Below are 22,644 nucleotides of genomic sequence, written 5' to 3'. Positions count from 1 at the left end.
CGTACGCCATGAGTTCACTCCCGTCTGCTCCCCGGTCCCGGACCGGTGCCTGGTTCGATGTCCTGTTCGGCTGGCTGGCCCAAGGGGCGGCGTGGGTGACTCTGGCGCTGCTGGCCAGCATCATTGCTTCCCTGATGGTCGGCGCCTGGCCCGCCATCGAACGTTATGGTCTGGGTTTCCTGACCAGCCCGGTGTGGGACCCGGTGCAGGAGAATTTCGGCGGCCTGGTGATGATCTACGGCACCCTGGCCACCTCCTTCATCGCCTTGCTGATCGCCGTTCCGGTCAGTTTCGGCATCGCCCTGTTTCTGACCGAGATGTGCCCGGCCTGGCTCAAGCGCCCGCTGGGCACCGCCATTGAGTTGCTGGCGGCCGTGCCCTCCATCGTGTATGGCATGTGGGGCCTGCTGGTCTTCGGTCCCATCCTGGCCACCTATGTGCAGGTGCCGTTGCAGAAGCTGTTTGCCGGCGTGCCCTATCTGGGCGCCCTGGTGTCGGGGCCGCCGGTGGGTATCGGCATCCTGTCGGCCGGCATCATCCTGGCCATCATGATCATCCCCTTCATCGCCGCCGTGATGCGCGACGTGTTCGAGGTCACACCGCCGCTGCTCAAGGAGTCGGCCTACGGCCTGGGCTCCACCACCTGGGAGGTGGTCTCCAAGGTGGTGCTGCCCTATACCAAGGCCGGTGTGGTCGGCGGCATCATGCTCGGCCTGGGCCGTGCCCTGGGCGAGACCATGGCGGTCACCTTCGTCATCGGCAACATGAACCAGCTCGACACGCTGAGCCTGTTCGATGCGGCCAACAGCATCACCTCGGCCCTGGCCAACGAGTTCGCCGAGGCCGCCGCCGGCATCCACCAGGCGTCGCTGATCTATCTGGGCCTGGTGCTGTTCTTCATCACCTTTGTCGTGCTGACCCTGTCCAAGCTGCTGCTGCAGCAACTCAAGAAGAGCGAAGGCACCAAGTCATGAACGCGCAAGACCAGATCCGCAGCCGCGCCTTCCAGCGCCGCAAGCGTGTCAACTTCCTGGCCCTGGCGTTGTCCATGGGCGCCATGGCTTTTGGCCTGTTCTGGCTGTTCTGGATCCTCTGGGAAACCTTCCGCCTGGGCCTGGACGGCCTGGTGTGGGCCACCGTGACGCAGATGACCCCGCCGCCCAACGAAGCGGGCGGCATCGCCAACGCCATCTACGGCTCCTTCCTCATGGTGTTGCTCGCCACCTTTGTGGGCACGCCCATCGGCATCATGGCGGGCATCTACCTGGCCGAGTACGAGCCCAAGGGCTGGCTGGCCGAGGTGACACGTTTTGTCAACGACATCCTGCTGTCGGCCCCCTCCATCGTGATCGGCCTGTTCGTTTATGCGGTGGTGGTGACGCGCTTCAAGTCCTTCTCCGGCTGGGCCGGCGTGATGGCACTGGCGCTGATCGTGATCCCGGTCGTGATCCGCACCACCGAGAACATGCTGCAGCTGGTGCCCTCTGCCATGCGCGAGGCCGCCTACGCGCTGGGCACGCCCAAGTGGAAGGTCATCCTGATGATCACCCTGCGCGCTGCGCGCGCCGGTGTGGTCACCGGTGTGCTGCTGGCCGTGGCCCGCATCTCGGGCGAGACGGCACCGCTGCTGTTCACGGCGCTGAGCAACCAGTTCTGGACCTCGAACCTGTCGGACCCGATGGCCAGCCTGCCGGTCACCATTTTCAAGTTCGCCATGAGCCCGTACGAGAACTGGCAGCAACTGGCCTGGGCCGGAGTGCTGCTGATCACCGTGACCGTGCTCGGGCTCAACATCATTGCGCGTGTGCTGACGCGCCACAAGGGCTGACCACGTGTACACCAGCGAATACTCTCCTGCAAGGCAAAACATGGAACCGATTTCCAACCCGGCCGAAACGCCTGCCCCGAAGATCTCGGTGCGCAACCTGGATTTCTTCTACGGAAAATTCCATGCGCTCAAGAACATCAACCTGGACATTCCGCAGAACAAGGTGACGGCCTTCATCGGCCCCTCCGGCTGCGGCAAGTCCACCCTGCTGCGCGTGTTCAACCGCATGTTCGAGCTTTACCCGGACCAGCGTGCCCAGGGCGAGGTGCTGCTCGACGGCGAGAATCTGCTGACCAGCAAGGAAGACGTAGCCCTGCTGCGCGCCAAGGTCGGCATGGTGTTCCAGAAGCCCACGCCCTTCCCGATGTCCATCTTCGACAACATCGCCTTCGGCATCAAGCTGTTCGAATCGCTCAGCGCCACCGATCTGGAAGAGCGCGTCGAATGGGCCTTGCGCAAGGCCGCCCTGTGGAACGAGGTCAAGGACAAACTCAAGCAGAGCGGCTCCAGCCTATCGGGCGGCCAGCAGCAGCGCCTGTGCATCGCACGCGGCATCGCCATCAAGCCCGAGGTGATCCTGCTCGACGAGCCCTGTTCCGCGCTGGACCCGATCTCCACCGCCAAGATCGAGGAGTTGATCACCGAGCTCAAGGACGACTACACGGTGGTGATCGTCACGCACAACATGCAGCAGGCGGCGCGTTGCAGCGATTACACGGCCTATATGTACCTGGGCGATCTGGTGGAGTTCGGCTCCACCGAGCAGATGTTCTTCAAGCCGACGCGCAAGGAAACTGAAGACTACATCACCGGCCGCTTCGGCTAAGGAGGAAATGCACATGCCCGAAAAACATCTCTCCACCCAGTTCGACAGCGAACTGAGTTCCGTCTCCAGCCGCGTCATGGAAATGGGCGGCCTGGTCGAAGCCCAGGTCCAGCAGGCGGTCCAGGCCCTGGGCCAGTTCAACGCCGAGGAAGCCCGCCAGGTGATCGAGCTGGAACACCGGGTGAACACCATGGAGATCGAACTCGATCACGAGATCTCCTCCATCATCGCGCGCCGTCAGCCCACCGCCCGCGACCTGCGCCTGCTGATGGCCATCTCCAAGGCCATCGCCAACCTGGAACGCGCCGGGGATGAGGCCGAGAAGATGGCGCGCATGGTGCTGTCCATCATCCACAACGGAGCGCCGCGCGCCCTGCCGGCCTCCGAGCTGCGCACGGCGGCCGATCTGGCCGCGGGCCAGCTGCGCAAGGCGCTGGATGCCTTCGCCCGGCTCGATACGACGAACGCCGTGGCCATCCTGAAGGAAGACGACCTGATCGACAGGGAGTTCGACAGCTTCGTGCGCGTGCTGATCACCTACATGATGGAAGACCCTCGCACCATCTCGCCCAGCCTGGACCTGCTCTTCCTGGCCAAGGCCATCGAACGTGTCGGCGACCACGCCAAGAACATCGCCGAGCTCATCATCTACATCGTCAAGGGTGCCGACGTGCGCCATTCTTCGATCGAAGAGATCGAATCCGTCCTCAAATGAAACAGCCTGCTGTACTCGTGGTGGAAGACGAGCCGGCGATCGCCGAGTTGATCGCTGTCAACCTGCGCCATAACGGTTTCCAGCCCACCGTGGCGCCCGATGGTCTGACCGCGCAGCGCGAGATCGACGCGGTGCTGCCCGACCTGGTGCTGCTGGACTGGATGCTGCCCGGCGAGAGCGGGCTGAGCCTGGCGCGCCGCTGGCGCAACGATCCGCGGACCAAGGCCGTGCCCATCATCATGCTGACGGCGCGTGGTGACGAGGCCGACCGCGTGGCAGGCCTGGATGCCGGTGCCGACGATTACATGGCCAAGCCTTTCTCCACCAAGGAGATGCTGGCGCGCATCCGCGCCCTGCTGCGCCGACGCGCGCCCGACCAGGGTGTGGTGACGCTGGAGATCGGCCGCCTCAAGCTGGACACGGCCACGCACCGTGTGAGCTACGCGGAGCAGGCGCTCAAGCTGGGGCCCACCGAATTCAAGCTGCTGCAGTACCTGATGAGCCACGCCGAGCGCGTGCACAGCCGGGGACAACTGCTGGACAAGGTCTGGGGTGACCACGTCTTCATCGAGGAGCGCACGGTGGACGTGCACATCAAGCGCTTGCGCGAAGCCCTGGGCGAGGCGGCTGCCATGGTGGAGACCGTGCGTGGTGCCGGCTATCGCTTGTCGGCGCAGCCCGTGCCGGTTCCCGCCGCGCTGCGTGGCTGAGGGCGGTCCCGTCCCCGGGGTCGTCGTTTCATGCTTTTGCATCTCATACTTTTTCTGCTGCTCCAGATTTTGGGGGCGGTGATCGGCATCTGGCTGGCGCCTGAGGACCTGCAGATCCGGGGCGGACTGGCCGGCATGCTGGTCATGGGGCTGCTGTGGGTGCTGGTCGATTTCACGCGTGGCCTGCGGGTGCTGCATTGGCTGCGCAACGGCGACGTCTCGGATGTGCCGCTCAAGCTGGGTCTGTGGGGTGAAGCCGCCGAGCGCGCGCGCCGGCTGGTGCGCCAGCGCGAGCATGAAACACGCGACAGCGATCGCCGTCTGCAGGATTTCCTGGCGGCCCTGCAGGCTTCACCCAACGGGGTGGTGTTGCTGGACGCGCACGGGCGCATCGAATGGTTCAACCAGACGGCAGCCCAGCACTTCGGCCTGGACTCGGGGCGTGACCTGTTGCAGCACATGGTCAATCTGGTGCGTGATCCGGCTTTCACGGCCTATGTTTCTGGGGGGAACTACCAGTCCAGCGTGGTCATGCAGGGGCGGGCCCACAGCAGCGCCCATCCCTCGCGCCTTTCGGTTCACCTGCATGACTACGGTGAGGGCCGGCGCCTGCTGCTTTCGCGTGACGTCACCATGTTCGAGCAGGCCGAGGCCATGCGGCGCGACTTCGTGGCCAACGTCTCGCACGAGATCCGCACGCCGCTGACGGTGCTTTCCGGTTTTGTCGAGACCCTGCAGACCCTGCCGCTGGACGCCACCGAGCGCGCCCGTTACCTGGATCTGATGGCCCAGCAGGCCGGGCGCATGCAGTCCCTGGTGAGCGACTTGCTGATGCTCTCGCGCCTGGAGGGCAGCCCACTGCCCGGGGCTGCCGAGTGGTCGTCATTGCCCGCGCTGATGGGGCAGGTGGAGCAGGAAGCGCAAGTCCTCTCGGCGGTGCTGAATCCGCCCATGACCGGCCCGGCACAAACGCTGGTGTTCGAGCCGGCGCCCGCCCGTGAACTGGCCGGCAGGCCTTCGGAGCTGCACAGTGCGCTCTCCAATCTGGTCAGCAACGCCGTGCGCTACACGCCGGCCGGTGGCGAGGTGCGCTGCGGCTGGCTGATGCTGGAGGACGGCCGCGTGGAGTTTTACGTGCAGGACAGCGGCCCGGGCATCGCACCCGAACACATTCCGCGTCTGACCGAACGTTTTTACCGCGTGGACCGCAGCCGTTCGCGCGACACCGGCGGTACCGGCCTGGGCTTGGCCATCGTCAAGCACGTGGCTCAGCGCCATGGCGCCGAATTGCACATCGAGAGCAGCCCGGGCAAGGGCTCACGCTTTTCCATCCTGTTTCCGGCCAGCCGGGTTCGCCAGCTGTCCTGAGCGTCAGTCGCAGAGGCTACTTGCCGGGCTGGTGTTCACGCCGCAGCACCTGCCAGATCATCAGCCAAAAGCTCAGGGCCGCGAGCGCCAATGCCGTGGCGCCGGCCATCCAGAAGGCCGCCGGGGTCTGCAGCGCAGGCCAGGGGCCGAGACCGCGATAGGCCAGCAGGAAGCCGCCATACAGGCCCAGGCCCCACAGCAGCACGCCGTAGATCAGGAAGGGGGCCAGCGTGATGCGCCAGCAGCGCAGCACGAAGACTGCCAGGGCCTGCAGGCCGTCGAACAGGTGGTAGATCGCGGTCCAAAACAGCAGCGGCACGGCCAGCGCCACCACCTCGGGGCTGCTGGCATACAGCCGGGCCAGCGGGCCGCGTACCAGCACCAACGTGGTGGCCAGCAGAACGGCGCTGCCCAGCACGAGCACGAAACCGACTCCCACTGCATGACGCGCCTTGCTCGCCTGGCCGGCGCCCAGCCAGTAGCTGGTGCGTGCGCTGGTGGCGATGCCGATGGCCAGCGGCACCATGTAGAGCACAGCGGCCAGGTTGGCGGCGATCTGGTGGCTGGCGGCCGCCGTGGTGCCCAGGCGCGCCACGAACAGCGCCATCAGCGTGAAGGAGGTCACCTCGATCAGGATGGTCAGGCCGCTGGGTACGCCCAGGCGGGCGAAGGCAGCGAGCACTTTCCAGTCGGGCCGGCCGGGTGCGTGCCAGAGCTGGTAGGGCGCGTACAGGGTGCGCGTGCGCAGCAGCCACAGGGCCAGGGACAGCATGGCCACGTGCACGACCAGGGTGGCCCAGGCGCAGCCTTCGGCTCCCCGGGCCTCCAGGCCCAGGCCGCCGAAAGCGAACCAGATGGAGAGCGGCACCTTGACGCCGAGCGAGCCCAGCTGCAGCCAGGTCACCAGCTGGGGCTTGCCCAGGCTCTGGTTGAACGTACTGTAGAGCCGGAACATCAGCGCCGCTGGCAGGGCCAGCGCCAGCACGCCCAGGTAGGCCAGCACCTCGGCGCGCAGCGCCACCGGCACATCGGCCCAGTCGAGCAGGAAACCTGGATTGAGCAGGATGGACAGGCCGACCAGTACCAGTGCCAGCCACAGGTACAGCGCCTGGCGGATGGAGTGTCCGAGTTGCGCAGGTTTGCGGGCTCCGTGCAATTCGGACCAGACCGGCAGCAGGGCTGTCAGCACGCTCATCAAGCCGACGTACACGCTCATGTAGATGGCGGAACCCACCGACAGCGCGGCCAGCGAGGCCTCGGCGTAGCGGCCGGCGACGATGGTGTCGGTCACGCCATAGGCCATGGTGGCCAGCTGGCCCACCAGCACGGTGCCGGCATGGCGCGCGATGGTCTTGAACTCGGGCACGGGATCAGCGGGTGGCGGTGGCCGGGAGACGGCGGTAGATGGCCAGATCTTCCTCGCCTTCGCGCGGGTGGCCCAGTTCGCTGTGCAGCTGCCACTGCGCCGGGCTGAGGATCTCGGGTGTCTGCCGCACGATGCCCCGATCGATGATCAGCCAGTCGCAGCGGGCGCTGTCGTTGGCCGGTTCCAGGCGCAGGCGCGAATGCAGCTGCAAGGCCGCCAGCTGACCGCGGGAGAGACCGAAGTGCGCCAGGCAGCCGGCCGGCTGCACGGTGGCCTCGATGCGCCGTACCAGGGGCGCGTAACTGCGGGCAAAGTCCAGCGCCGGCATCCACAGCGTGGTCAGCAGCAGCCAGGACAGGGCGGCGCCGCCGGCGGGCAGCACCATGCTTTTCCAGAGCGCGGCGCGGTGCCGGCCGATGCGCCATTTCACCAGCCAGCCCCAAGCGAGGGTGGCCAGGGTGGCGAAGACAAAGGGCAGGATGACGAAGCGCGGCTCGAATCCGGGCAGCAGACGCGCCACGTTGGCGGCGGGCTGGGGCGGGAAGCCGGTCAACATGGCGATCCAGACCACCCAGATGACGAGTGCACAGGTGGTGAAGAACAGCAGCGTGAACCAGTCGATCAGGGCCGACACGCTGCGTCCCAGCGTGGGAAGGGCGAAGGCGGCCAGCGTGGCCAGGGCCGGCAGGGCCAGCAGCAGGGCCCGGTCGCCGGCCGGGGTGATGAGCGTGGCGCCCACGGTGATCGTGGTGTACCACAGCGGCAGCGAGAGGTGGCGGCTGGGCCGGCGGTCGAAGAGCTGGCGGCGCCAGCGCCACAGCGTCCACAGCACCAGGGGCCAGGCGGGCCAGGTGAACCACAGCAGCAGGCTGCCCAGGCCATGCCAGGCGGCCCAGGTGGGCGCGGGCAGGCCGATGCGCCAGCGCCAGAGGTCAAGCGCGCTGGCCAGCACGGCCACCGCCAGGGTCAGCGCCAGCAGCCGCTTCAGGTCACGTCGGTAGTGGCTGGTATTTTCCTGCGCCTGGCTGCGGTCCAGCACGTGCGCCAGCAGGGCGCCCAGGGCCAGCAGCAGGGCCATGGACGGGCCGCCCGAGAGCGTGAGGCCGGTCAGGCCGACCAGGGCCGAGAGGGTCGGCGTCCAGCGCCGGTAGGGCAGGGCGGCAAAGGCGTAGAAGCTCAGCGCCGTGAAGCACAGCTGGGCCAGGGCCGGGGTGGTCTCGTGCGAGAGCTGGGCCAGACCCAGGCAGGCGATGAAGGCGAGCAGGCCGCCATCTGCCATGGCACGGGCGTAGTCGTTGGGGCGGGCTTCACCACCGAAGGCGAAGGCCACGGGTTGGGCCCGCGGGCTGCGCGCCAGGTAGTAGATGCCCTGCCAGACCGCAATCAGGGTCAGGGCCAGCAGGCCGATGAAGGGCAGGCGGGCGGCAAAGTCGGCTGCGATCCAGGACGGCGCCAGTTGCAGGGCCCAGGCGCCCAGCCAGTAGGGCAGCAGGGCGTCGACCTCGGGGGGCTGGTTCAGAAGGGTGGGCGAGAACCAGCTGGCGCGGCCGGCGGCCAGTTCGGCCATGTAGCCATAGGCGGTGATGTCGGCGCTGCGCCAGGGACTGCGCCCGATGAAGCCGGGCAGCAGATAGGCCAGGGCGAAGAGCCAGAGCGCCAGGTGGGGCAGGCGGCGCACGGCGCCCTGGGCGACGATGGCGGGGCTGGGCTGGTTCACGCGCGGATCATGCCAGAGGACATGGGGCTAAGGGGCTGGAAGGGTTCGGGAATGGAAAAGGGCAGCGCGGTAAACCGGGCTGCCCTCGACTGGAAAACGGCGACCAGATTACTTGGCAGCAGTCTTGCCGAAGCGGTTGCGGAATTTCTCCACGCGGCCGCCCATGTTGTCCACCGACTTCTGGGTGCCGGTGTAGAAGGGGTGCGACTCGCTGGAGGTGTCCAGCTTGAAGAGCGGCAGTTCGCGGCCGTCTTCCATCTTGATCATTTCCTTGGCGTTGGCGCAGGAACGGGTCACGAACTTGAAACCGTTGGACAGGTCCACGAAGCAGACTTCGCGGTAGTTCGGGTGAATGCCTTCTTTCATGATTCTTCCTCTAGGTGCGGGAGCCGGCCTGGACCATCCAGACTACTTTCCGCGAAAAACGCAGATTATACAAGTAAATCAAGGACTTGGCTTGATTTCCGGTTGAGATCAGCCGCCGCGACGCATCATGTCGAAGAACTCGTTGTTGTTCTTGGTGGCACGCATCTGCTTGAGCACCATTTCCATGGCCTCGATCTCGTCCATGTTGTAGAGGAACTGGCGCAGGATGCGGGTCTTCTGCAGGATTTCGGGTTGCAGCAGCAGTTCTTCGCGGCGGGTGCCGCTGCGGTTGAGCTGGATGGAGGGGAAGACGCGCTTCTCGTACAGGCGGCGGTCCAGATGGATTTCGGAGTTGCCGGTGCCCTTGAACTCCTCGAAGATCACTTCGTCCATGCGGCTGCCGGTGTCCACCAGCGCCGTGGCGATGATGGTCAGCGAGCCACCTTCTTCGACGTTACGGGCGGCACCCAGGAAACGCTTGGGGCGCTGCAGGGCGTTGGCGTCCACACCGCCGGTCAGCACCTTGCCCGACGACGGCACCACGTTGTTGTAGGCGCGGGCCAGGCGTGTGATGGAGTCCAGCAGGATCACCACGTCCTTCTTCAACTCGACCAGGCGCTTGGCGCGCTCGATCACCATCTCGGCCACGTGCACATGGCGGGCGGCCGGCTCGTCGAAGGTGGAGGCAATCACCTCGCCCTTGACGGTGCGCTGCATCTCGGTCACTTCTTCCGGACGCTCGTCGATCAGCAGCACCATCAGGTAGCTGTCGGGGTAGTTGGCCGAGATGGCGTGCGCGATGTGCTGCATCATCACGGTCTTGCCGCTCTTGGGCTGCGCCACGATCAGGGCGCGCTGGCCCTTGCCGATGGGGGCGATGATGTCGATGACACGGCCGGTGATGTTTTCCTCACCCTTGATGTCCTGTTCCAGCTTCATCTGCACCTTGGGGAACAGCGGCGTCAGGTTCTCGAACATCACCTTGTGCTTGTTCGTCTCGGGCGAACCGCCGTTGACCTTCTCCAGCTTGTTCAGCGCGAAGTAGCGCTCGCCATCCTTGGGTGTGCGCACTTCGCCTTCGATCATGTCGCCGGTGTGCAGGTTGAAACGACGTACCTGGCTGGGGCTGATGTAGATGTCGTCGGTGCTGGCGGTGTAGCTTGAATCAGGGCTGCGCAGGAAGCCGAAACCGTCGGGCAGGATCTCCAGCACGCCGTCGGCAAACACCTGTTCACCGGTCTTGGCGCGCTTCTTGATGATCGCGAACATCAGCTCCTGCTTGCGCATGCGGCCGGTGTTCTCGATTTCGAGGGCCTCGGCCTGCTGGAGGATTTCAGATACGTGCAGTACCTTGAGTTCGTTTAAGTGCATGGATGGAGCCCCAGTGGGGTGTGGCTATATCGATCGGGGGGGTGTGCAACTGAGCAGACGCCGGGGTCTTGCCAGCCGGGAACTCGAACCGGTTCAGGATGGAACCGGCGATTGCTGGAGATTATGACAGGAAAAAAGGCCGCCGCGCAGTATTGCGTCGGCGGCCCTGTTCAGAGCGGATGGGGTGGCTTCAGGCCAGTTGCTGGTCGATGAAGGCGGTCAGCTGGGCCTTGCTCATGGCGCCGACCTTGGTGGCGGCCAGCTGGCCGTCCTTGAACAGCATGAGCGTGGGGATGCCACGGATGCCGAACTTGGCGGGGATGTCGCGGTTCTCGTCCACATTCATCTTGGCCACCTGCAGCTTGCCCTGGTAGGTGCCGGCCACTTCGTCCAGCACGGGGGCGATCATCTTGCAGGGACCGCACCACTCGGCCCAGTAGTCGACCAGCACGGGTTGGCTGGATTTGAGGACGTCGGTTTCGAAGGACGCGTCGGAAACATGCTTGATCAGGTCGCTGGCCATGAGGGCTCCTTGGTCTATGAGGCAATGCGGCTACAGTTGCGGCATTGTGACAGAAACCACGGATTTTCGTTGGCAACAGTGGCTTGCCGGCATCGAGGCCCACATGCACGCACGCGGCGCGCACCCGGCCCGCACCGTGGTCCTGCTGCCCTATGCGCAGCTGATGCCGCAGGCCGCGCGACTGTGGGCCCGTCTGCACCCGGACGGCTTTGCGCCGCGCTTCGAAACCACGCAGAACTGGTGCCGCAGCCTGGGTGGGCACCACCCGGCCTCGACCGATGTCAGCTTCGATGCCGCGCTCGACGTGCTGACGGCGCAGGCGCTGCTGGAGCAGGCCGGTCTGGGTACACGCGCGCAGGCCGCCACCCCCTTGCTGCTTGAAGCCGCTCAGCAGCTGGCGCCCCTGGCCGCGGCCGTGCCGCCGGCGCAGCGGGCCACCTGGGCTGTGCAGGCCCGCGCTGCGGCCATGACCGGCATGGATGCCGGCGCCCTGGCGCTGGAGGTCGCCGTGGCGCAGCTGGCCGTGGCCTGGGCTGCCAATTCTTCCTATCCCAGCGATGTGCTTTTTGAATCGCGCGTGATCGAGTCCACCGACTGCCTGGTCGCCGTGCCTGGTTTCCAGCCCGATCCCTTGCCCGCGGCCCTGCGCTCGGTCTGGGGCGAGCGCATGCTCGTGCTGGCGTGCGAGGCGGCGTTGGTCCCGCCGGCCACGCCGGCCCTGCATCGCGCGCGGGACGCGCAGGACGAGGCGCAGCTGGCCGCCGCCTGCGTGCTGCGCCACCTGCAGGCCGGGCGTGCGCCGGTGGCGCTGGTGGTCACCGACCGGGCGCTGACACGCCGCGTGCGCGCCATGCTGGCCGGACAGGACATCCAGATCCGGGATGAGACCGGCTGGAAGCTCTCCACCAGCCGGGCCGGGGCCCAGCTCATGGGCGCCTTGCGTGCCTGCGCCTGGAATGCCAGCAGCGACGCCGTGCTGGACTGGCTCAAGAACTCGCCCGCCTGCGACACCGCGGCCGTGCGCCAGCTCGAAGCCGCACTGCGGCGCCAGCCGCAGCGCGCCTGGCGCCATGTTCCGGCCACGCTGGACGCGCGCGAGCAGCCCGCGCTGGCCGCCTTGCTGGCTCAGGTCGAGGCGGCCCGCGAGCCGCTGCAACGCGGTCGTACGCTGGCGCAATGGCTCACGGCCCTGGGCGAGCTGTTGCAAGGCAGCGGCCAGTGGGCCTTGCTGCAGGACGACGTGGCCGGCGAGGCGGTCCTGGGCGCGCTGAGATTGGGTCCGGGCGGTGCAGCCTTGCCGCCCGATGCGCTGTGGGCCCGGCGCCGCCTGGCGCTGCCCGAGTTCACGCACTGGGTGGACCAGGTGCTGGAGGCCGTGAGCTTCAAGCCCGACTACCCGGCGCAGGAGCAGGTCGTGATCCTGCCGCTGGCGCAGATGCTGGGCCGTCCCTTCGCAGCCGCGGTGCTGCCGGGCTGTGACGAGATCCGCCTGAATCCCTCGCCCGAGCCGCCCGGCCTGTGGACGGCCGCGCAGCGTGCCGCCCTGGGCCTGCCCGCCCGCGAGGCGCTGGATGCCGCCCTGCGCGCGGCCTGGCGCGATGCCCTGTGCACGGCGCAGGTGGACCTGCTCTGGCGCACCAGCGACGAGGGGGGGGAGCCCCTGTTGCCCAGCCCGCTGGTGCAGCAGATCCGCCATGACTCGGGTGATGGCCAGGCCGACGATCCGCGCGCCAGGCGCGAGATCGTGCCCACTCCGGTGCCACGGCCGCTGCCGATGGCGCCACAGCTGGGCGTGGCACGCCTGTCGGCCAGCGCCTACCAGGACCTGCGCCATTGCCCTTACCGTTTCTTTGCCTTGCGCCAGCTCGGCCTGAAGGAGGCGGAGGAGATCGAGGGGGAACTCGACAAGCGCGACTTCGGCCTCTGGCTGCACGCCGTGCTCAAGGCCTTCCACGACCGTTTGCACGAAGATCTCAGTGCTGATGCCGCGCAGCGGCGTGCGCTGATCGACGCGGCCGCGGTCGAGGTGACGCAATCCATGCGCCTGGCCGAGGACGAGTTCCTGCCTTTCCAGGCCGCCTGGCCCCGGGTGCGCGAGGGTTACCTGGACTGGCTGGCCGGCCACGAGGCGACCGGGCTGCGCTTCAGCGAGGGCGAGCGCGAGTCGGCGCAGCCGCTGGGCAGCCTGACGCTGGTGGGCCGGCTTGACCGCGTTGACCGTTCCAGCAGCGATGAGCTCATGGTCATCGACTACAAGACCGAACCGCAGAGCGTCACGCGGGAGCGCACCAAGACGCCTTTGGAAGACACCCAGCTGGCCTTCTACGCGGCACTGCTGCCGCAGGACACGCTGCGCGCGGCTTACGTCAACGTGGGCGAGAAGGACGGCACACGGACGTTCGAGCAGGACGATGTGGTGGAGGTGCGCGATGCCTTGATCCACGGCATCGTGGACGACTTGCAGCGCATTGCGGGGGGGGCGGGCATGCCAGCGTTGGGGGAGGGGACTGTTTGTGAGTTTTGTGCGGCGCGGGGTTTGTGTCGGCGGGATTTTTGGAGTGAGTCATGAGTTGGTTTTGCTGCCGCAAGGCTGACTCTTTCCCCCCCTATCCCCCCCCGCCCCCTTCCCGCCCCCGCCGGGGCGGGAAGGGGGAGCCTGATTTTGTTTCTTCGCGCCGGCTACGCTACTACGAGGGTGAGTTTGCGATCTGGAATTGCGTGCCGAGAGTTCTCGGTACCGGTCGTAGTAAACGGCTTGATCGCTGGCGCGCAGCTGCCAGCCGGGGGCACGCACAGCCCGGCGCGTTCTCTACGACCGTCAGCCTGGAATGCTGGCATCCAAAACACAGTGGCGACATTGGCGCTGTAGAAGCGTATCCAGCAACCAATTGCCAAATCGGGCTCCCCTTCCCGCCCCGGCGGGGGGGGGGAGGGGGGGGGGGGGGGAAGAGCAACCCCTGCGGGAGGCAACACAAAATGAGCCAACCCGCCTACGAACGCAACGGCGACCCAGTCGCCAGAGAAGACTTTTACAAGATCGCCTGCGACCCCAACCGTCACGTGGCAGTGGAAGCCTGCGCCGGCGCCGGCAAGACCTGGATGCTGGTCTCGCGCATCCTGCGTGCGCTGCTCGAGGGCGCCGCCCCGCACGAGATCCTGGCCATCACCTTCACCAAAAAGGCCGCCGGCGAGATGCGCCAGCGTCTCATGGAGTGGCTGGAGCAGTTTGCCCACGCCAGCGACGAGCAATTGCACAAGGAGTTGCTGGTCCGCGGTGTCGAGCCGGCGCGCGCGCGGGAGTTGTGCGTACCCCTGCGCCAGCTCTACGGCCAGCTGCTGGCCCAGGGCCGGCCGGTGCAGATCCGGACCTTCCACAGCTGGTTTGCGGCCTTGCTGCGCAACGCGCCGATGTCGGTGCTGGAAACGCTGGGCCTGCCGGCGGGTTATGAACTGCTGGAGGACGATGCCCCGGCCATCGCGCAGGTGTGGCGGCCTTTCCAGGCGCGCCTGTTGCGCGAACCCGAAGCGCGGGCCGACTACGAGGCCGTGGTGGCTGGCCATGGCCGTTTCCAGACCGAGAACGCGCTGACCGCGGCCCTGCAGCGCCGTGTGGAGTTTCTGCTGGCCGATGGCGCCGGCACGGTGGAGGCGTCGGTGCCGGCCTTTGAGGTGCTCTATCCCGAACTGGGCGGCGAGGACACGCCGGCGCGCGTGCTGCGCCAGCCGGCCGTGCGTGCCCGGTGGCTGGCCCGGGCCCAGGCCCTGGGCCAGGAAAAGAACAAGACACCGCAGAAGGCGGCGGCGGCCGTCATTGACGCCTATGCCTTGCTGGACGCTGCGGTCAGCGCAGCCCAGCTTGACGAGGCACTGCAGATCCTGCGCGCCGGTTTTTTCGTCAAGGACGAGGACCGCCTGACGCAGCACCTGCTGAAAGTGGGCGCGGCGCAGGAGGCCGAGCCCGAGCTGCAGCGCCTGTGCGCCGCGCAGCAGCAGCACGAGGCCTGGCGTTACCAGCAGCGTCTGATGCGGCTCACGCGCCTGCTGATCGACGAATACGCCATGCTCAAGCGTGAGCGCGGCTGGGTCGACATGAGCGACATCGAACGCGCCGCCTTGTACCTGCTGGCCGACCCGGTGCTGGGCGGCTGGGTGCAGGAGCGGCTGGACGCGCGCACCCGCCACCTGCTGATCGACGAGTTCCAGGACACCAACCCCCTGCAATGGCAGGCCCTGCACGCCTGGCTCGGCAGCTACGCGGGCAGCGGTGGCGGCGCGGTGGCACCGCGGCTTTTCATCGTGGGCGATCCCAAGCAGAGCATCTACCGCTTCCGCCGCGCCGAGCCTCAGGTCTTCAAGGCGGCCAAGGCCTTTGTGCGCGAACTCGGCGGCGAGCTGCTGAGCTGCGACCACACGCGGCGCAATGCGCCCGCCGTGCTGACCCTGGTGAACCAGGCCATGGGAGAGGCCCAGGCACAGAACGATTACGAAGGTTTTCGGGCCCACACCACCGAATCGCAAGAGACGGGCAGCGTGCGGGCCCTGCCGCAGATTCCGCGGCCCGACAAGCCGGAGAAGGGTGCGGACGCCCCGGCGGTCTGGCGCGACAGCCTGACCCAGCCGCGTGTCATGCCCGAGGAAACGCTGCGCACGCAGGAATGCCGCCAGGCGGCGCGCTGGCTGGCGGCGCAGATCGCCGAAGGCCTGCGGCCGCAGGACATCATGGTGCTGGCGCGCAAGCGGGATCGTCTGGCCGTCATGCAGGAGGAGTTGCGCGAGCTGGGCATCCCGGCCCAGCAACCCGAGAAGAGCGAACTGGGCGATGCGCCCGAGGTGCAGGACCTGGTGGCCCTGCTCGATGCCCTGGTCTCGCCGGCGCACGACCTGTCGCTGGCGCGTGCGCTCAAGTCGCCGCTGTTCGACGTCAGCGATGACGATCTCATCGCGCTGGCGCTGCGCCAGCGCGAACACCGTGCCCCCTGGTTCGACCTGCTGCAGCAGGGCCAGGGCTTGCCGCCAGCGCTGCAGGCCATCGCGCCGCAGTTGCTGCGCTGGAAGCGCTGGCTGGATACGCTGCCGCCGCACGATGCGCTCCATGCCATCTACGACGATGGTGACGTGCTGGCGCGTTTTGTGGCCGCCGCGCCGCCCACCTTGCGTGAGACCGCGCGGACCAAGCTGCAGGCTCTGCTGGCGGCGGCCCTGCAGGTGGATGGCGCGCGCTACGCCACGCCTTACGCTTTCGTGCGGGCGCTCAAGGCCGGCGGGGTGCCGGCGCCCGCACTGGCCGATGCCGATGCGGTTCGCCTGCTGACCGTGCACGGCGCCAAGGGGCTGGAGGCCGGGCTGGTGCTCCTGCTCGACACCGACGCGCCGGCCCAGCGCGCCCAGAGCATGGGGGTCTTGCTGGACTGGCCGGGCGAGGACGAAGTACCGCGTTGTTTCATCTTCCTGGCCAGCGAGAGCCGGGTGCCGCCCAGCGTGCGCGAGGCGCTGCAGGTGGAGGAACAGGCACGCCAGCGCGAGGAGCTCAACGCCCTGTACGTGGCCTTGACGCGGGCCCAGCGCGGCCTGGTGCTCTCGTCGGTCCAGCCGCACCAGGCCAATGGTGCGAGCTGGTGGCAGCGCCTGCAGGCCGGCTGCGATTCCATCGCGCGGGAGGACATTCCCGAGCTGGCGGGTCCCGCCACGGCCCGGACGCCGGGGGTGATCAGCCTGCCCGTTCTGCCGGTGTTTTCCGCGCTGGCGCCGTTTGCTATCAAAAAAGGAGCTTCCCAGGATGCCGCCACGCCCGAGGCCCGGGTGGGCCAGGCCATGCACCGCCTGCTGGAGTGGGCGGCGCTGGATGCCACAGGCTGGTCCGCAGCCCAGGTGCAGCGTGCCGGCACCGAGTTCGGCCTGGACGAAGCGCAGGCCCGGCAGGCTGCGGCCATGGCCCTGCGCATCCTGCAGGGCGAGGGCGCCTGGGCCTGGCGCTCGGGCGAGGTGGCGTGGCAAGGCAACGAGGTGCCCGTTACGCTGCAGGGCAGCGTGCGCCGGATCGACCGGCTGGTGCGCAAGATGGATGGCAGCTGGTGGGTGCTGGATTACAAGTCGGCTGCGCAGCCGCAGATCCAGGAGGAATTGCAGTCGCAGCTGCGCGATTACTGTGCCGCGGTGCAGGCGGCCTGTCCGGGCGAGCCGGTGCGCGCCGCCTTTCTGAGCGCACAGGGAACCCTTGAAGAGATCAAATAAGGTGAAACACCCCCTGAGCCGCTGCGCGTCTCCCCCCTCTCTCGCCTGCGGCGGGAGGGGGGCGGCACCAACGGCCCGGCTGAGCCGGTTCCGTGGTGCCCCTGGTCTGGGTGGATGCATGGCGTGGGTGTCGCGCGCCGGTGAATGGAATGATTGAAATGCAGAACAAAAAAGTGGTGGTGATCGGCGGCGGTCCGGCCGGCCTGATGGCGGCCGAAGTGCTGGTGCAGGCCGGCGTGGCCGTGGACCTGTACGACGCCATGCCCTCGGTGGGCCGCAAGTTCCTGCTGGCCGGCAAGGGCGGTTTGAACCTCACGCATTCCGAGCCGGCGGACCGTTTTGCCGAGCGCTACGGCGCCCGTCGCACGCAGATCGAGGCGCTGCTGCGCGACTTCGGTGCGCCCGAGCTGCGCGCCTGGGCGCAGGGCCTGGGCATCGAAACTTTTGTGGGCAGTTCCGGCCGCGTGTTCCCCAAGGACATGAAGGCCGCGCCGCTGCTGCGTGCCTGGTTGCAGCGCCTGCGCCATCCGGCGCATGGCGGGTCGGGCGTGGCTTTCCACATGCGGCATCGCTGGCTGGGCTGGTCCGAGGACGGCCGCGAACTGCGTTTCGAATCGCCGGAAGGCGAGGTGCGCGTGCCGGCCGACGCGGTGGTGCTGGCCCTGGGCGGCGGTAGCTGGGCGCGGCTGGGTTCCAACGGTGCCTGGGTGCCCTTGCTGGCCGCACGCGGCGTGGCGGTGGCGCCCTTGCTGCCGGCGAATTGCGGTTTCGACGTGGCGCTGCAGTGCAAACTGCCGCCCGAGGGACAGGCCCTGCCGGTGCAGGCGGTGCCGGCGCCAGCGGGCTGGAGCGCGTTTTTCGCCAGCCGTTTTGCCGGCCAGCCCTTCAAGACCGTGGCCATCCGCTGCACGGACGGCCTGGGCCGCAGCTTCGAACGCAAGGGCGAGTTCGTCGCCACCGCCACCGGGGTGGAGGGCAGCCTGGTTTATGCGGCGTCCCATCTGCTGCGCGAGGAGATCATCCGCACCGGGCACGCCACACTGCATCTGGACCTGCTGCCCGACATGACGGCCGAACGTGTGCTGGCCGAGGTGATGCACCCGCGCGGCTCGCGTTCGCTCTCCAGCCACCTCAAGAGCCGCTTGGGCATCGATGGCATCAAGGCCGCTGTCCTGCACGAGCTGCTGGGCAAGGACGACATGCACGACAGCCACAAGCTCGCGGCAGCCCTCAAGGCCTTGCCGCTGCAACTGGTCGCGGCACGGCCCATCGACGAGGCCATCAGCAGCGCCGGCGGCGTGCTGTTCGAAGTGCTGAATGCGGACCTGATGTGCGAGGCCCTGCCGGGTCTGTTCTGCGCAGGCGAGATGCTGGACTGGGAGGCTCCTACGGGGGGGTACCTGCTCACGGCCTGCCTGGCCAGTGGCCGGCGGGCGGCGCAGGGGGTCTTGCGCCACCTGCACGGCTGACGGCTCCAGCGTCAGCCGTGCAGGTGCCGCAGCGGCCGGGCCGGGCAGGGGAGGCGGGCCATGCCCGCCGTGTTCCCTATTTGCGCTTGCCAGCCTTCCTGGGGCTGCACATTTGCGCCAGCACATCGAACACCGCTGCCGTGTCGTTGTCGGCATGGCCCATGCCCATGGCGGCGTTGTAGACCGGCAGTGTGGCGGCGAACAGCGGCGCCGGGGTCTGCGTTTGCGCCAGGGCGGCGCTGATGAGCTTCATGTCCTTTTGCCAGATGCCGACCTTCATGGTGGCCTGGTCCCAGCTCTGGTCGACCATCATGGGGCCGCGCACATCAAGCATCCTTGAGCCGCCCGCGCCATCGGACAGGACCTTGACGGCGAGTTCCGGGGCGATGCCGAAACGCTGGCCGAACAGCAGCACCTCGGCGGTCGACACGTTGTGGATGGCCACCAGAAGATTGGCCATCAGCTTCATCTTCATGCCGTTGCCGAACTCGCCCAGGTAGTAATTGGCCTTGGCGAAACCTTCGAACACCGGTGCCAGCTGCTTGACCGCCTTGGCCGGACCGCTGGAATAGATCGAGAGGTCCTTGCGCACGGCCTGGGCCCCGGTGCCAGACAGCGGGCAGTCCAGCAGCGTGATGCCCTTTTTAGCCAGGATTTTCTTCGCAGCCAACTTGTCGTCCACTTCCAGCGTGCTGGTTTCCACCACGATCAGGCCCTTGTTTCCGGCCTGGGCCACGGCCTGCGCGGCATCCATCAGCGCCTGGGGGCTGGGCAGCGAGGTGATGATCACGTCCACCCGCGAGGCCAGATCCGCCATGCTGGTGCAGGGTTTGCCGCCGACCTTCTTCAGGCGCGCGCGGGCCGTGGTGTCGGGATCGAAGCCGAAGACCTCGAAGCCGGCCTTCAGCAGATTGGCGGACATGGCCGAGCCCATGATGCCCAGGCCCAGGAATCCGATGCGGGTGGTCGGGGCCGGTGCGGGCGCCGCGGTCTTTTTCTTGGTGGTCATTTGATCTCCTATTTGGTGTAAATTCCTGCGTAGTCTAAAACAAGACATCCACCGAGGGCTCCCGCCGTGATCCAACCCGACGCCAACTCCGCTTCCTCCCGCAGCCCGGTCACCGTGGGGCTGGTGGGCTACGGCTGGTGGGGCAAGACCATCGCCCGCCAGATTTCGCAGTCCGATCGCCTGACCCTCATGGCGGTGGTGGAGGTGAGCGCCGAGCTGCGCCGCGAGATGGCGTCCGATCCCTTGCTGGCCGGTGTGCAGGTCCTGGCCGATATGGATGCCTTCCTGGCGCTGGGAGGTATGGAGGCGGTGATCCTGTGCACCCCGCACCAGCAGCATGCCGACCAGATCGTGGCTGCCGCTGCGGCGGGCAAGCATGTGTTTTGCGAAAAGCCCCTGTGTCTCACGCTGGAGGACGCGCGCCGCGCCATCCGCAGCTGCGAGCGCCATCAGCGCGTGCTGGGCATCGGGCACGAGCGCCGCTTCGAGCCCACGGTGATCGCCCTGCGTCAGGAAATTGAGGCAGGGGTCTACGGCACCATCCTGCAGATCGAAGCGAACTTCAGCCAGGACAAATTTTTTGCGCTGCCCAAGGACAACTGGCGCCTGTCGAACCAGCACGCCCCGGTCGGCCCGCTGACGGCCACGGGCATCCATCTGGTGGACCTGGCCATCGCCATCCTGGGGCCCAGCGAGGCGGTGTGGGCGCGCCTGGCCACACGCGGTTCCGACTTCGAGAATGGCGACACCCTGGGCCTCATGCTGGCCTTCCCCGGTGGTGCCAATGCGCTGATCAGCGCCATCCTGGCCACGCCCTTCGAAGGACGCCTTGCGGTCTATGGCTCTCAGGGCTGGTTCGAGATCCGCGACCGCACGCATCCCGAGCAGCCCACCGGCTGGGACATCTGCCGCGTGATGCGGGGCCAGGCGCCCGTACGCAGCTTTGCGCCGCCGCATCCCACGGTGCTCGCCAATCTGGAGGCCTTTGCGGCGGCCATCCGCCAGGAGCGCCCCTATCCTGTGAGCCACCGCGAGATGCTGGCCAATGTGGCGGCCCTGGAGGCCATCATGACGTCCGTCGCCTCGGGCCAGATCGTGCCCGTGGCGGCACCAGACCTGCAGGCGCCGGCATGAGCACCAAGCACAGCGCACCGCGCAAGACGCGATTGAGCGGGCCGGAGCGCGAGCAGCAGATCTTGCGCGGGGCGGTCGAATTCTTCTCGGAAGTGGGCATGGGCGGCGACACGCGTGAGCTGGCGCGCCGACTGGGGGTGACCCAGTCCCTGATCTACAAGTATTTCCCCAACAAGGACGCGCTGATCGATCGGGTCTACCAGGAGGTCTACCTGGGACGCTGGAATCCCTTCTGGGAGTCGGTCATCCGCGACCGCAGCATTCCCCTGGAAGAGCGCCTGGTCAGCCTTTACATCGAGTACTCCAAGGTTGCGCTGACGCGCGACTGGGTGCGCATCTTCATGTTCTCCGGTCTGCGCGGCGAAAGCATCAACAAGAAGTACCTGGAGGTGCTGCGCCGGCGCATCCTGGAGCCCATCGCGCTGGAGCTGCGCCACGCGCTGCAACTGCCCGATGTGAAGACGCTGCCCCTGAAGACCGCCGAGATCGAGCTGGTGTGGAGCATCAATGCGCGCGTTTTCTATTTCGGGCAGCGGCGCTGGATCTTCGATGTGCCGATCGAGGGTGATGTGAACGAGATGATCCGTCTGACCATTGCCCATTTCATGGCCGGCGCGCGCGTCGTGCTGCCGCAGATCCTGGGCGTGGCGGCGCCGGCGAAAGCCCGCACAAAAAAGCGCGGCTAGGGCCGGCTAGCACGCATCATTTGAAATGATGATTAACCGGCCCTAAGGGAAATCCCCAGTGCTGTTGATCAAGTGGTCAACCTAAAGTGATCACATGAACACCCAACGAACCGCCTTCGACGCGCGCGAGCTGCGCAACGTCTTCGGAAGTTTTGGCACGGGTGTGACCGTGGTCACCTCGGGCCAGGCGGCCAGCCGCCGGGTGGGTGTCACGGCCAATTCCTTCAGCTCGGTGTCGCTGTCGCCCCCCATCGTCTCGTGGAGCCTGCTGGCAGCGTCCCCGAGCCTGGACGTCTTTGACCGCGCGGGCCGTTTTGTCATCAACATCCTGTCCGTCGACCAGCTCCCCCTCTCCAGGCGTTTTGCCAGTTCGGTCGCCGACAAGTTCGAAGGCGTGGCGTTCACGCCCGGGCTGGAGGGGCTGCCCGTGCTGCAGGACTGCGTGGCCACCATCGAATGCCGGACCACCGAACGCCTGCTGGTGGGCGACCATGTGCTGTTTTTGGGGCAGGTCGAAAACTACACCTACCAGCGCAAGCCCTCCCTGCTGTTTTGCCAGGGCGCCTATGTGCAGGGCGCCGAATGCAGCACGGCCTGATCCCGTCCATTCCTTAGGAGTCCACGTTGAAACACAGCATGTTCATGATGCCACTGCACGCGCTGGGGCGTGACATCGGGCAGACCCTGGCCGAGGACCGCGAGGCGGTCCTGCTGGCCGACCGCCTGGGCTACAGCGAGGCCTTTGTGGGCGAGCATGTCACCGACGCGGCCGAGACCGTCACCTCCAGCATGATGTTCCTGGCCAGCCTGGTGGCCGAGACCAAGAACATCATGCTGGGCACCGGCACCATCAACGTGCCCAACTCGCACCCGGCCGCCATTGCCGCGCAGGCGGCCATGCTGGACCACATGCTCAAGGGCCGTTTCATCATGGGCATCAGCCCCGGCGGCCTGATGTCGGATGCCGAGGTCTTCGGCAACTTCGGCCGCGACCGCAACGCCATGTTCGTCGAGGGCATCAACATGGTGCTCAAGATCTGGGCCTCCGATCCGCCTTATGACCTGGAAGGCGAGTTCTGGAAGGTATCGGTGGGCAAGACCATGATTCCCGAGATCGGGCAGGGTTTCATCATGAAGCCCTACCAGCGTCCCCACCCCCTCATCGTGGGCACGGCGGTGGCGCCTTTCTCCCAAGGCGTGACGGAAATGGCCAAGCGCGGCTGGCAGCCGATCTCGGCCAACTTCCTGCTGCCGGAATGGGTCAAGACCCATTGGCCGAAGTACGTGGAGGGCCGCGAAAGTGTGGGCGCCAAGGCCGACCCGAG

Annotated in this window: 19 protein-coding genes; 13 read left to right on the top strand and 6 right to left on the bottom strand. The window is 67.2% G+C overall.

The window, feature by feature from the left end; all coding sequences use genetic code 11:
- Positions 1-8: 8 nt before the first annotated feature.
- Genes pstC through phoR form a run of 6 tightly spaced genes read left to right on the top strand, consistent with a single transcriptional unit; the run spans position 9 to position 5,447 of the window.
- A complete protein-coding gene (gene pstC, locus AO057_RS13545) occupies positions 9-974 on the top strand; it encodes a phosphate ABC transporter permease subunit PstC (protein WP_057676449.1) in 966 nt (321 codons plus the stop codon).
- Positions 971-1,828: a phosphate ABC transporter permease PstA gene (pstA, locus tag AO057_RS13540; RefSeq protein ID WP_057676448.1), complete on the top strand. Its 858-nt coding sequence runs from the start codon at positions 971-973 to the stop codon at positions 1,826-1,828. The genes pstC and pstA overlap by 4 nt, the downstream gene beginning before the upstream one ends.
- A 40-nt stretch (positions 1,829-1,868) precedes the next feature.
- Positions 1,869-2,654: a phosphate ABC transporter ATP-binding protein PstB gene (gene pstB, locus AO057_RS13535; protein ID WP_057676447.1), complete on the top strand. Its 786-nt coding sequence runs from the start codon at positions 1,869-1,871 to the stop codon at positions 2,652-2,654.
- A gap of 13 nt (positions 2,655-2,667) precedes the next feature.
- Positions 2,668-3,369, top strand: coding sequence for a phosphate signaling complex protein PhoU (gene phoU, locus AO057_RS13530; protein ID WP_057676446.1), 702 nt, complete (start codon positions 2,668-2,670; stop codon positions 3,367-3,369).
- Positions 3,366-4,079, top strand: a complete 714-nt coding sequence (gene phoB, locus AO057_RS13525) for a phosphate regulon transcriptional regulator PhoB (RefSeq protein ID WP_057676445.1) — start codon at positions 3,366-3,368, stop codon at positions 4,077-4,079. The genes phoU and phoB overlap by 4 nt, the downstream gene beginning before the upstream one ends.
- 30 nt (positions 4,080-4,109) lie before the next feature.
- Positions 4,110-5,447 (top strand): phosphate regulon sensor histidine kinase PhoR, encoded by a 1,338-nt coding sequence (phoR, locus tag AO057_RS13520; RefSeq protein WP_057676444.1) that lies wholly within the window; start codon positions 4,110-4,112, stop codon positions 5,445-5,447.
- Between the two features lie 16 nt (positions 5,448-5,463).
- Here phoR and AO057_RS13515 read toward each other — a convergent pair whose 3' ends face one another.
- The 5 genes from AO057_RS13515 to trxA all read right to left on the bottom strand — a co-directional run bounded on the left by AO057_RS13515 (position 5,464) and on the right by trxA (position 10,790).
- Positions 5,464-6,813 carry an MATE family efflux transporter gene (locus AO057_RS13515; protein WP_057676443.1) on the bottom strand — a complete coding sequence of 450 codons (1,350 nt, stop codon included), beginning with the start codon at positions 6,811-6,813 and terminating at the stop codon, positions 5,464-5,466.
- A 4-nt stretch (positions 6,814-6,817) separates the two neighbouring features.
- On the bottom strand, positions 6,818-8,530 hold the full coding sequence (locus AO057_RS13510) for a hypothetical protein (protein WP_057676442.1): 1,713 nt from the start codon (positions 8,528-8,530) through the stop codon (positions 6,818-6,820).
- Between the two features lie 108 nt (positions 8,531-8,638).
- Positions 8,639-8,896, bottom strand: a complete 258-nt coding sequence (locus tag AO057_RS13505) for a type B 50S ribosomal protein L31 (RefSeq protein WP_057676441.1) — start codon at positions 8,894-8,896, stop codon at positions 8,639-8,641.
- Positions 8,897-9,004: 108 nt separating this feature from the next.
- Complete coding sequence (rho, locus tag AO057_RS13500) at positions 9,005-10,267, bottom strand: transcription termination factor Rho (protein WP_057676440.1); 1,263 nt, start codon at positions 10,265-10,267, stop codon at positions 9,005-9,007.
- A gap of 190 nt (positions 10,268-10,457) precedes the next feature.
- The gene (gene trxA / locus AO057_RS13495) at positions 10,458-10,790 is read right to left on the bottom strand and encodes a thioredoxin TrxA (protein WP_057676439.1); all 333 of its coding nucleotides are present in this window, start codon (positions 10,788-10,790) and stop codon (positions 10,458-10,460) included.
- A 103-nt stretch (positions 10,791-10,893) separates the two neighbouring features.
- On the opposite strand from trxA, the gene AO057_RS13490 reads away from it, so the two are divergent.
- The 3 genes from AO057_RS13490 (at position 10,894) to AO057_RS13480 (ending at position 18,490) form a co-directional block, all read left to right on the top strand.
- Complete coding sequence (locus tag AO057_RS13490) at positions 10,894-13,359, top strand: PD-(D/E)XK nuclease family protein (protein ID WP_082605654.1); 2,466 nt, start codon at positions 10,894-10,896, stop codon at positions 13,357-13,359.
- Positions 13,360-13,766: 407 nt separating this feature from the next.
- A complete protein-coding gene (locus AO057_RS13485; RefSeq protein WP_057676437.1) occupies positions 13,767-17,021 on the top strand; it encodes a UvrD-helicase domain-containing protein in 3,255 nt (1,084 codons plus the stop codon).
- Positions 17,022-17,170: 149 nt separating this feature from the next.
- Complete coding sequence (locus AO057_RS13480) at positions 17,171-18,490, top strand: TIGR03862 family flavoprotein (protein ID WP_057676436.1); 1,320 nt, start codon at positions 17,171-17,173, stop codon at positions 18,488-18,490.
- A gap of 76 nt (positions 18,491-18,566) precedes the next feature.
- Here the strand turns inward: AO057_RS13480 and AO057_RS13475 are convergent, their stop codons facing one another.
- A complete protein-coding gene (locus AO057_RS13475; protein ID WP_082605562.1) occupies positions 18,567-19,547 on the bottom strand; it encodes an NAD(P)-dependent oxidoreductase in 981 nt (326 codons plus the stop codon).
- An 18-nt stretch (positions 19,548-19,565) separates the two neighbouring features.
- On the opposite strand from AO057_RS13475, the gene AO057_RS13470 reads away from it, so the two are divergent.
- The 4 genes from AO057_RS13470 to AO057_RS13455 form a co-directional block, all read left to right on the top strand.
- A complete protein-coding gene (locus tag AO057_RS13470) occupies positions 19,566-20,633 on the top strand; it encodes a Gfo/Idh/MocA family protein (RefSeq protein ID WP_205630028.1) in 1,068 nt (355 codons plus the stop codon).
- Complete coding sequence (locus AO057_RS13465; RefSeq protein ID WP_082605561.1) at positions 20,630-21,319, top strand: TetR/AcrR family transcriptional regulator; 690 nt, start codon at positions 20,630-20,632, stop codon at positions 21,317-21,319. Before AO057_RS13470 ends, AO057_RS13465 begins: the two co-directional genes overlap by 4 nt.
- Positions 21,320-21,413: 94 nt before the next feature.
- On the top strand, positions 21,414-21,917 hold the full coding sequence (locus tag AO057_RS13460; RefSeq protein WP_057676434.1) for a flavin reductase family protein: 504 nt from the start codon (positions 21,414-21,416) through the stop codon (positions 21,915-21,917).
- Between the two features lie 26 nt (positions 21,918-21,943).
- On the top strand, positions 21,944-22,644 hold a 701-nt coding region (locus tag AO057_RS13455), incomplete at its 3' end, for an LLM class flavin-dependent oxidoreductase (protein ID WP_205630027.1).

The organism is Curvibacter sp. PAE-UM (assembly GCF_001432305.1).
GTDB lineage: Bacteria > Pseudomonadota > Gammaproteobacteria > Burkholderiales > Burkholderiaceae_C > Hylemonella.
This window is presented reverse-complemented; position numbering and strand designations above follow the sequence as displayed.

Excerpts from the sequence above, each read along its gene's own strand:
- pstC (WP_057676449.1), top strand. The coding sequence starts at position 9 with ATGAGTTCACTCCCGTCTGCTCCCCGGTCCCGGACCGGTGCCTGGTTC.
- pstA (WP_057676448.1), top strand. The coding sequence starts at position 971 with ATGAACGCGCAAGACCAGATCCGCAGCCGCGCCTTCCAGCGCCGCAAG.
- pstB (WP_057676447.1), top strand. The coding sequence starts at position 1,869 with ATGGAACCGATTTCCAACCCGGCCGAAACGCCTGCCCCGAAGATCTCG.
- phoU (WP_057676446.1), top strand. The coding sequence starts at position 2,668 with ATGCCCGAAAAACATCTCTCCACCCAGTTCGACAGCGAACTGAGTTCC.
- phoB (WP_057676445.1), top strand. The coding sequence starts at position 3,366 with ATGAAACAGCCTGCTGTACTCGTGGTGGAAGACGAGCCGGCGATCGCC.
- phoR (WP_057676444.1), top strand. The coding sequence starts at position 4,110 with ATGCTTTTGCATCTCATACTTTTTCTGCTGCTCCAGATTTTGGGGGCG.
- AO057_RS13505 (WP_057676441.1), bottom strand. The coding sequence starts at position 8,896 with ATGAAAGAAGGCATTCACCCGAACTACCGCGAAGTCTGCTTCGTGGAC.
- rho (WP_057676440.1), bottom strand. The coding sequence starts at position 10,267 with ATGCACTTAAACGAACTCAAGGTACTGCACGTATCTGAAATCCTCCAG.
- trxA (WP_057676439.1), bottom strand. The coding sequence starts at position 10,790 with ATGGCCAGCGACCTGATCAAGCATGTTTCCGACGCGTCCTTCGAAACC.
- AO057_RS13490 (WP_082605654.1), top strand. The coding sequence starts at position 10,894 with ATGCACGCACGCGGCGCGCACCCGGCCCGCACCGTGGTCCTGCTGCCC.
- AO057_RS13485 (WP_057676437.1), top strand. The coding sequence starts at position 13,767 with ATGAGCCAACCCGCCTACGAACGCAACGGCGACCCAGTCGCCAGAGAA.
- AO057_RS13480 (WP_057676436.1), top strand. The coding sequence starts at position 17,171 with ATGATTGAAATGCAGAACAAAAAAGTGGTGGTGATCGGCGGCGGTCCG.
- AO057_RS13475 (WP_082605562.1), bottom strand. The coding sequence starts at position 19,547 with ATGTCTTGTTTTAGACTACGCAGGAATTTACACCAAATAGGAGATCAA.
- AO057_RS13465 (WP_082605561.1), top strand. The coding sequence starts at position 20,630 with ATGAGCACCAAGCACAGCGCACCGCGCAAGACGCGATTGAGCGGGCCG.
- AO057_RS13460 (WP_057676434.1), top strand. The coding sequence starts at position 21,414 with ATGAACACCCAACGAACCGCCTTCGACGCGCGCGAGCTGCGCAACGTC.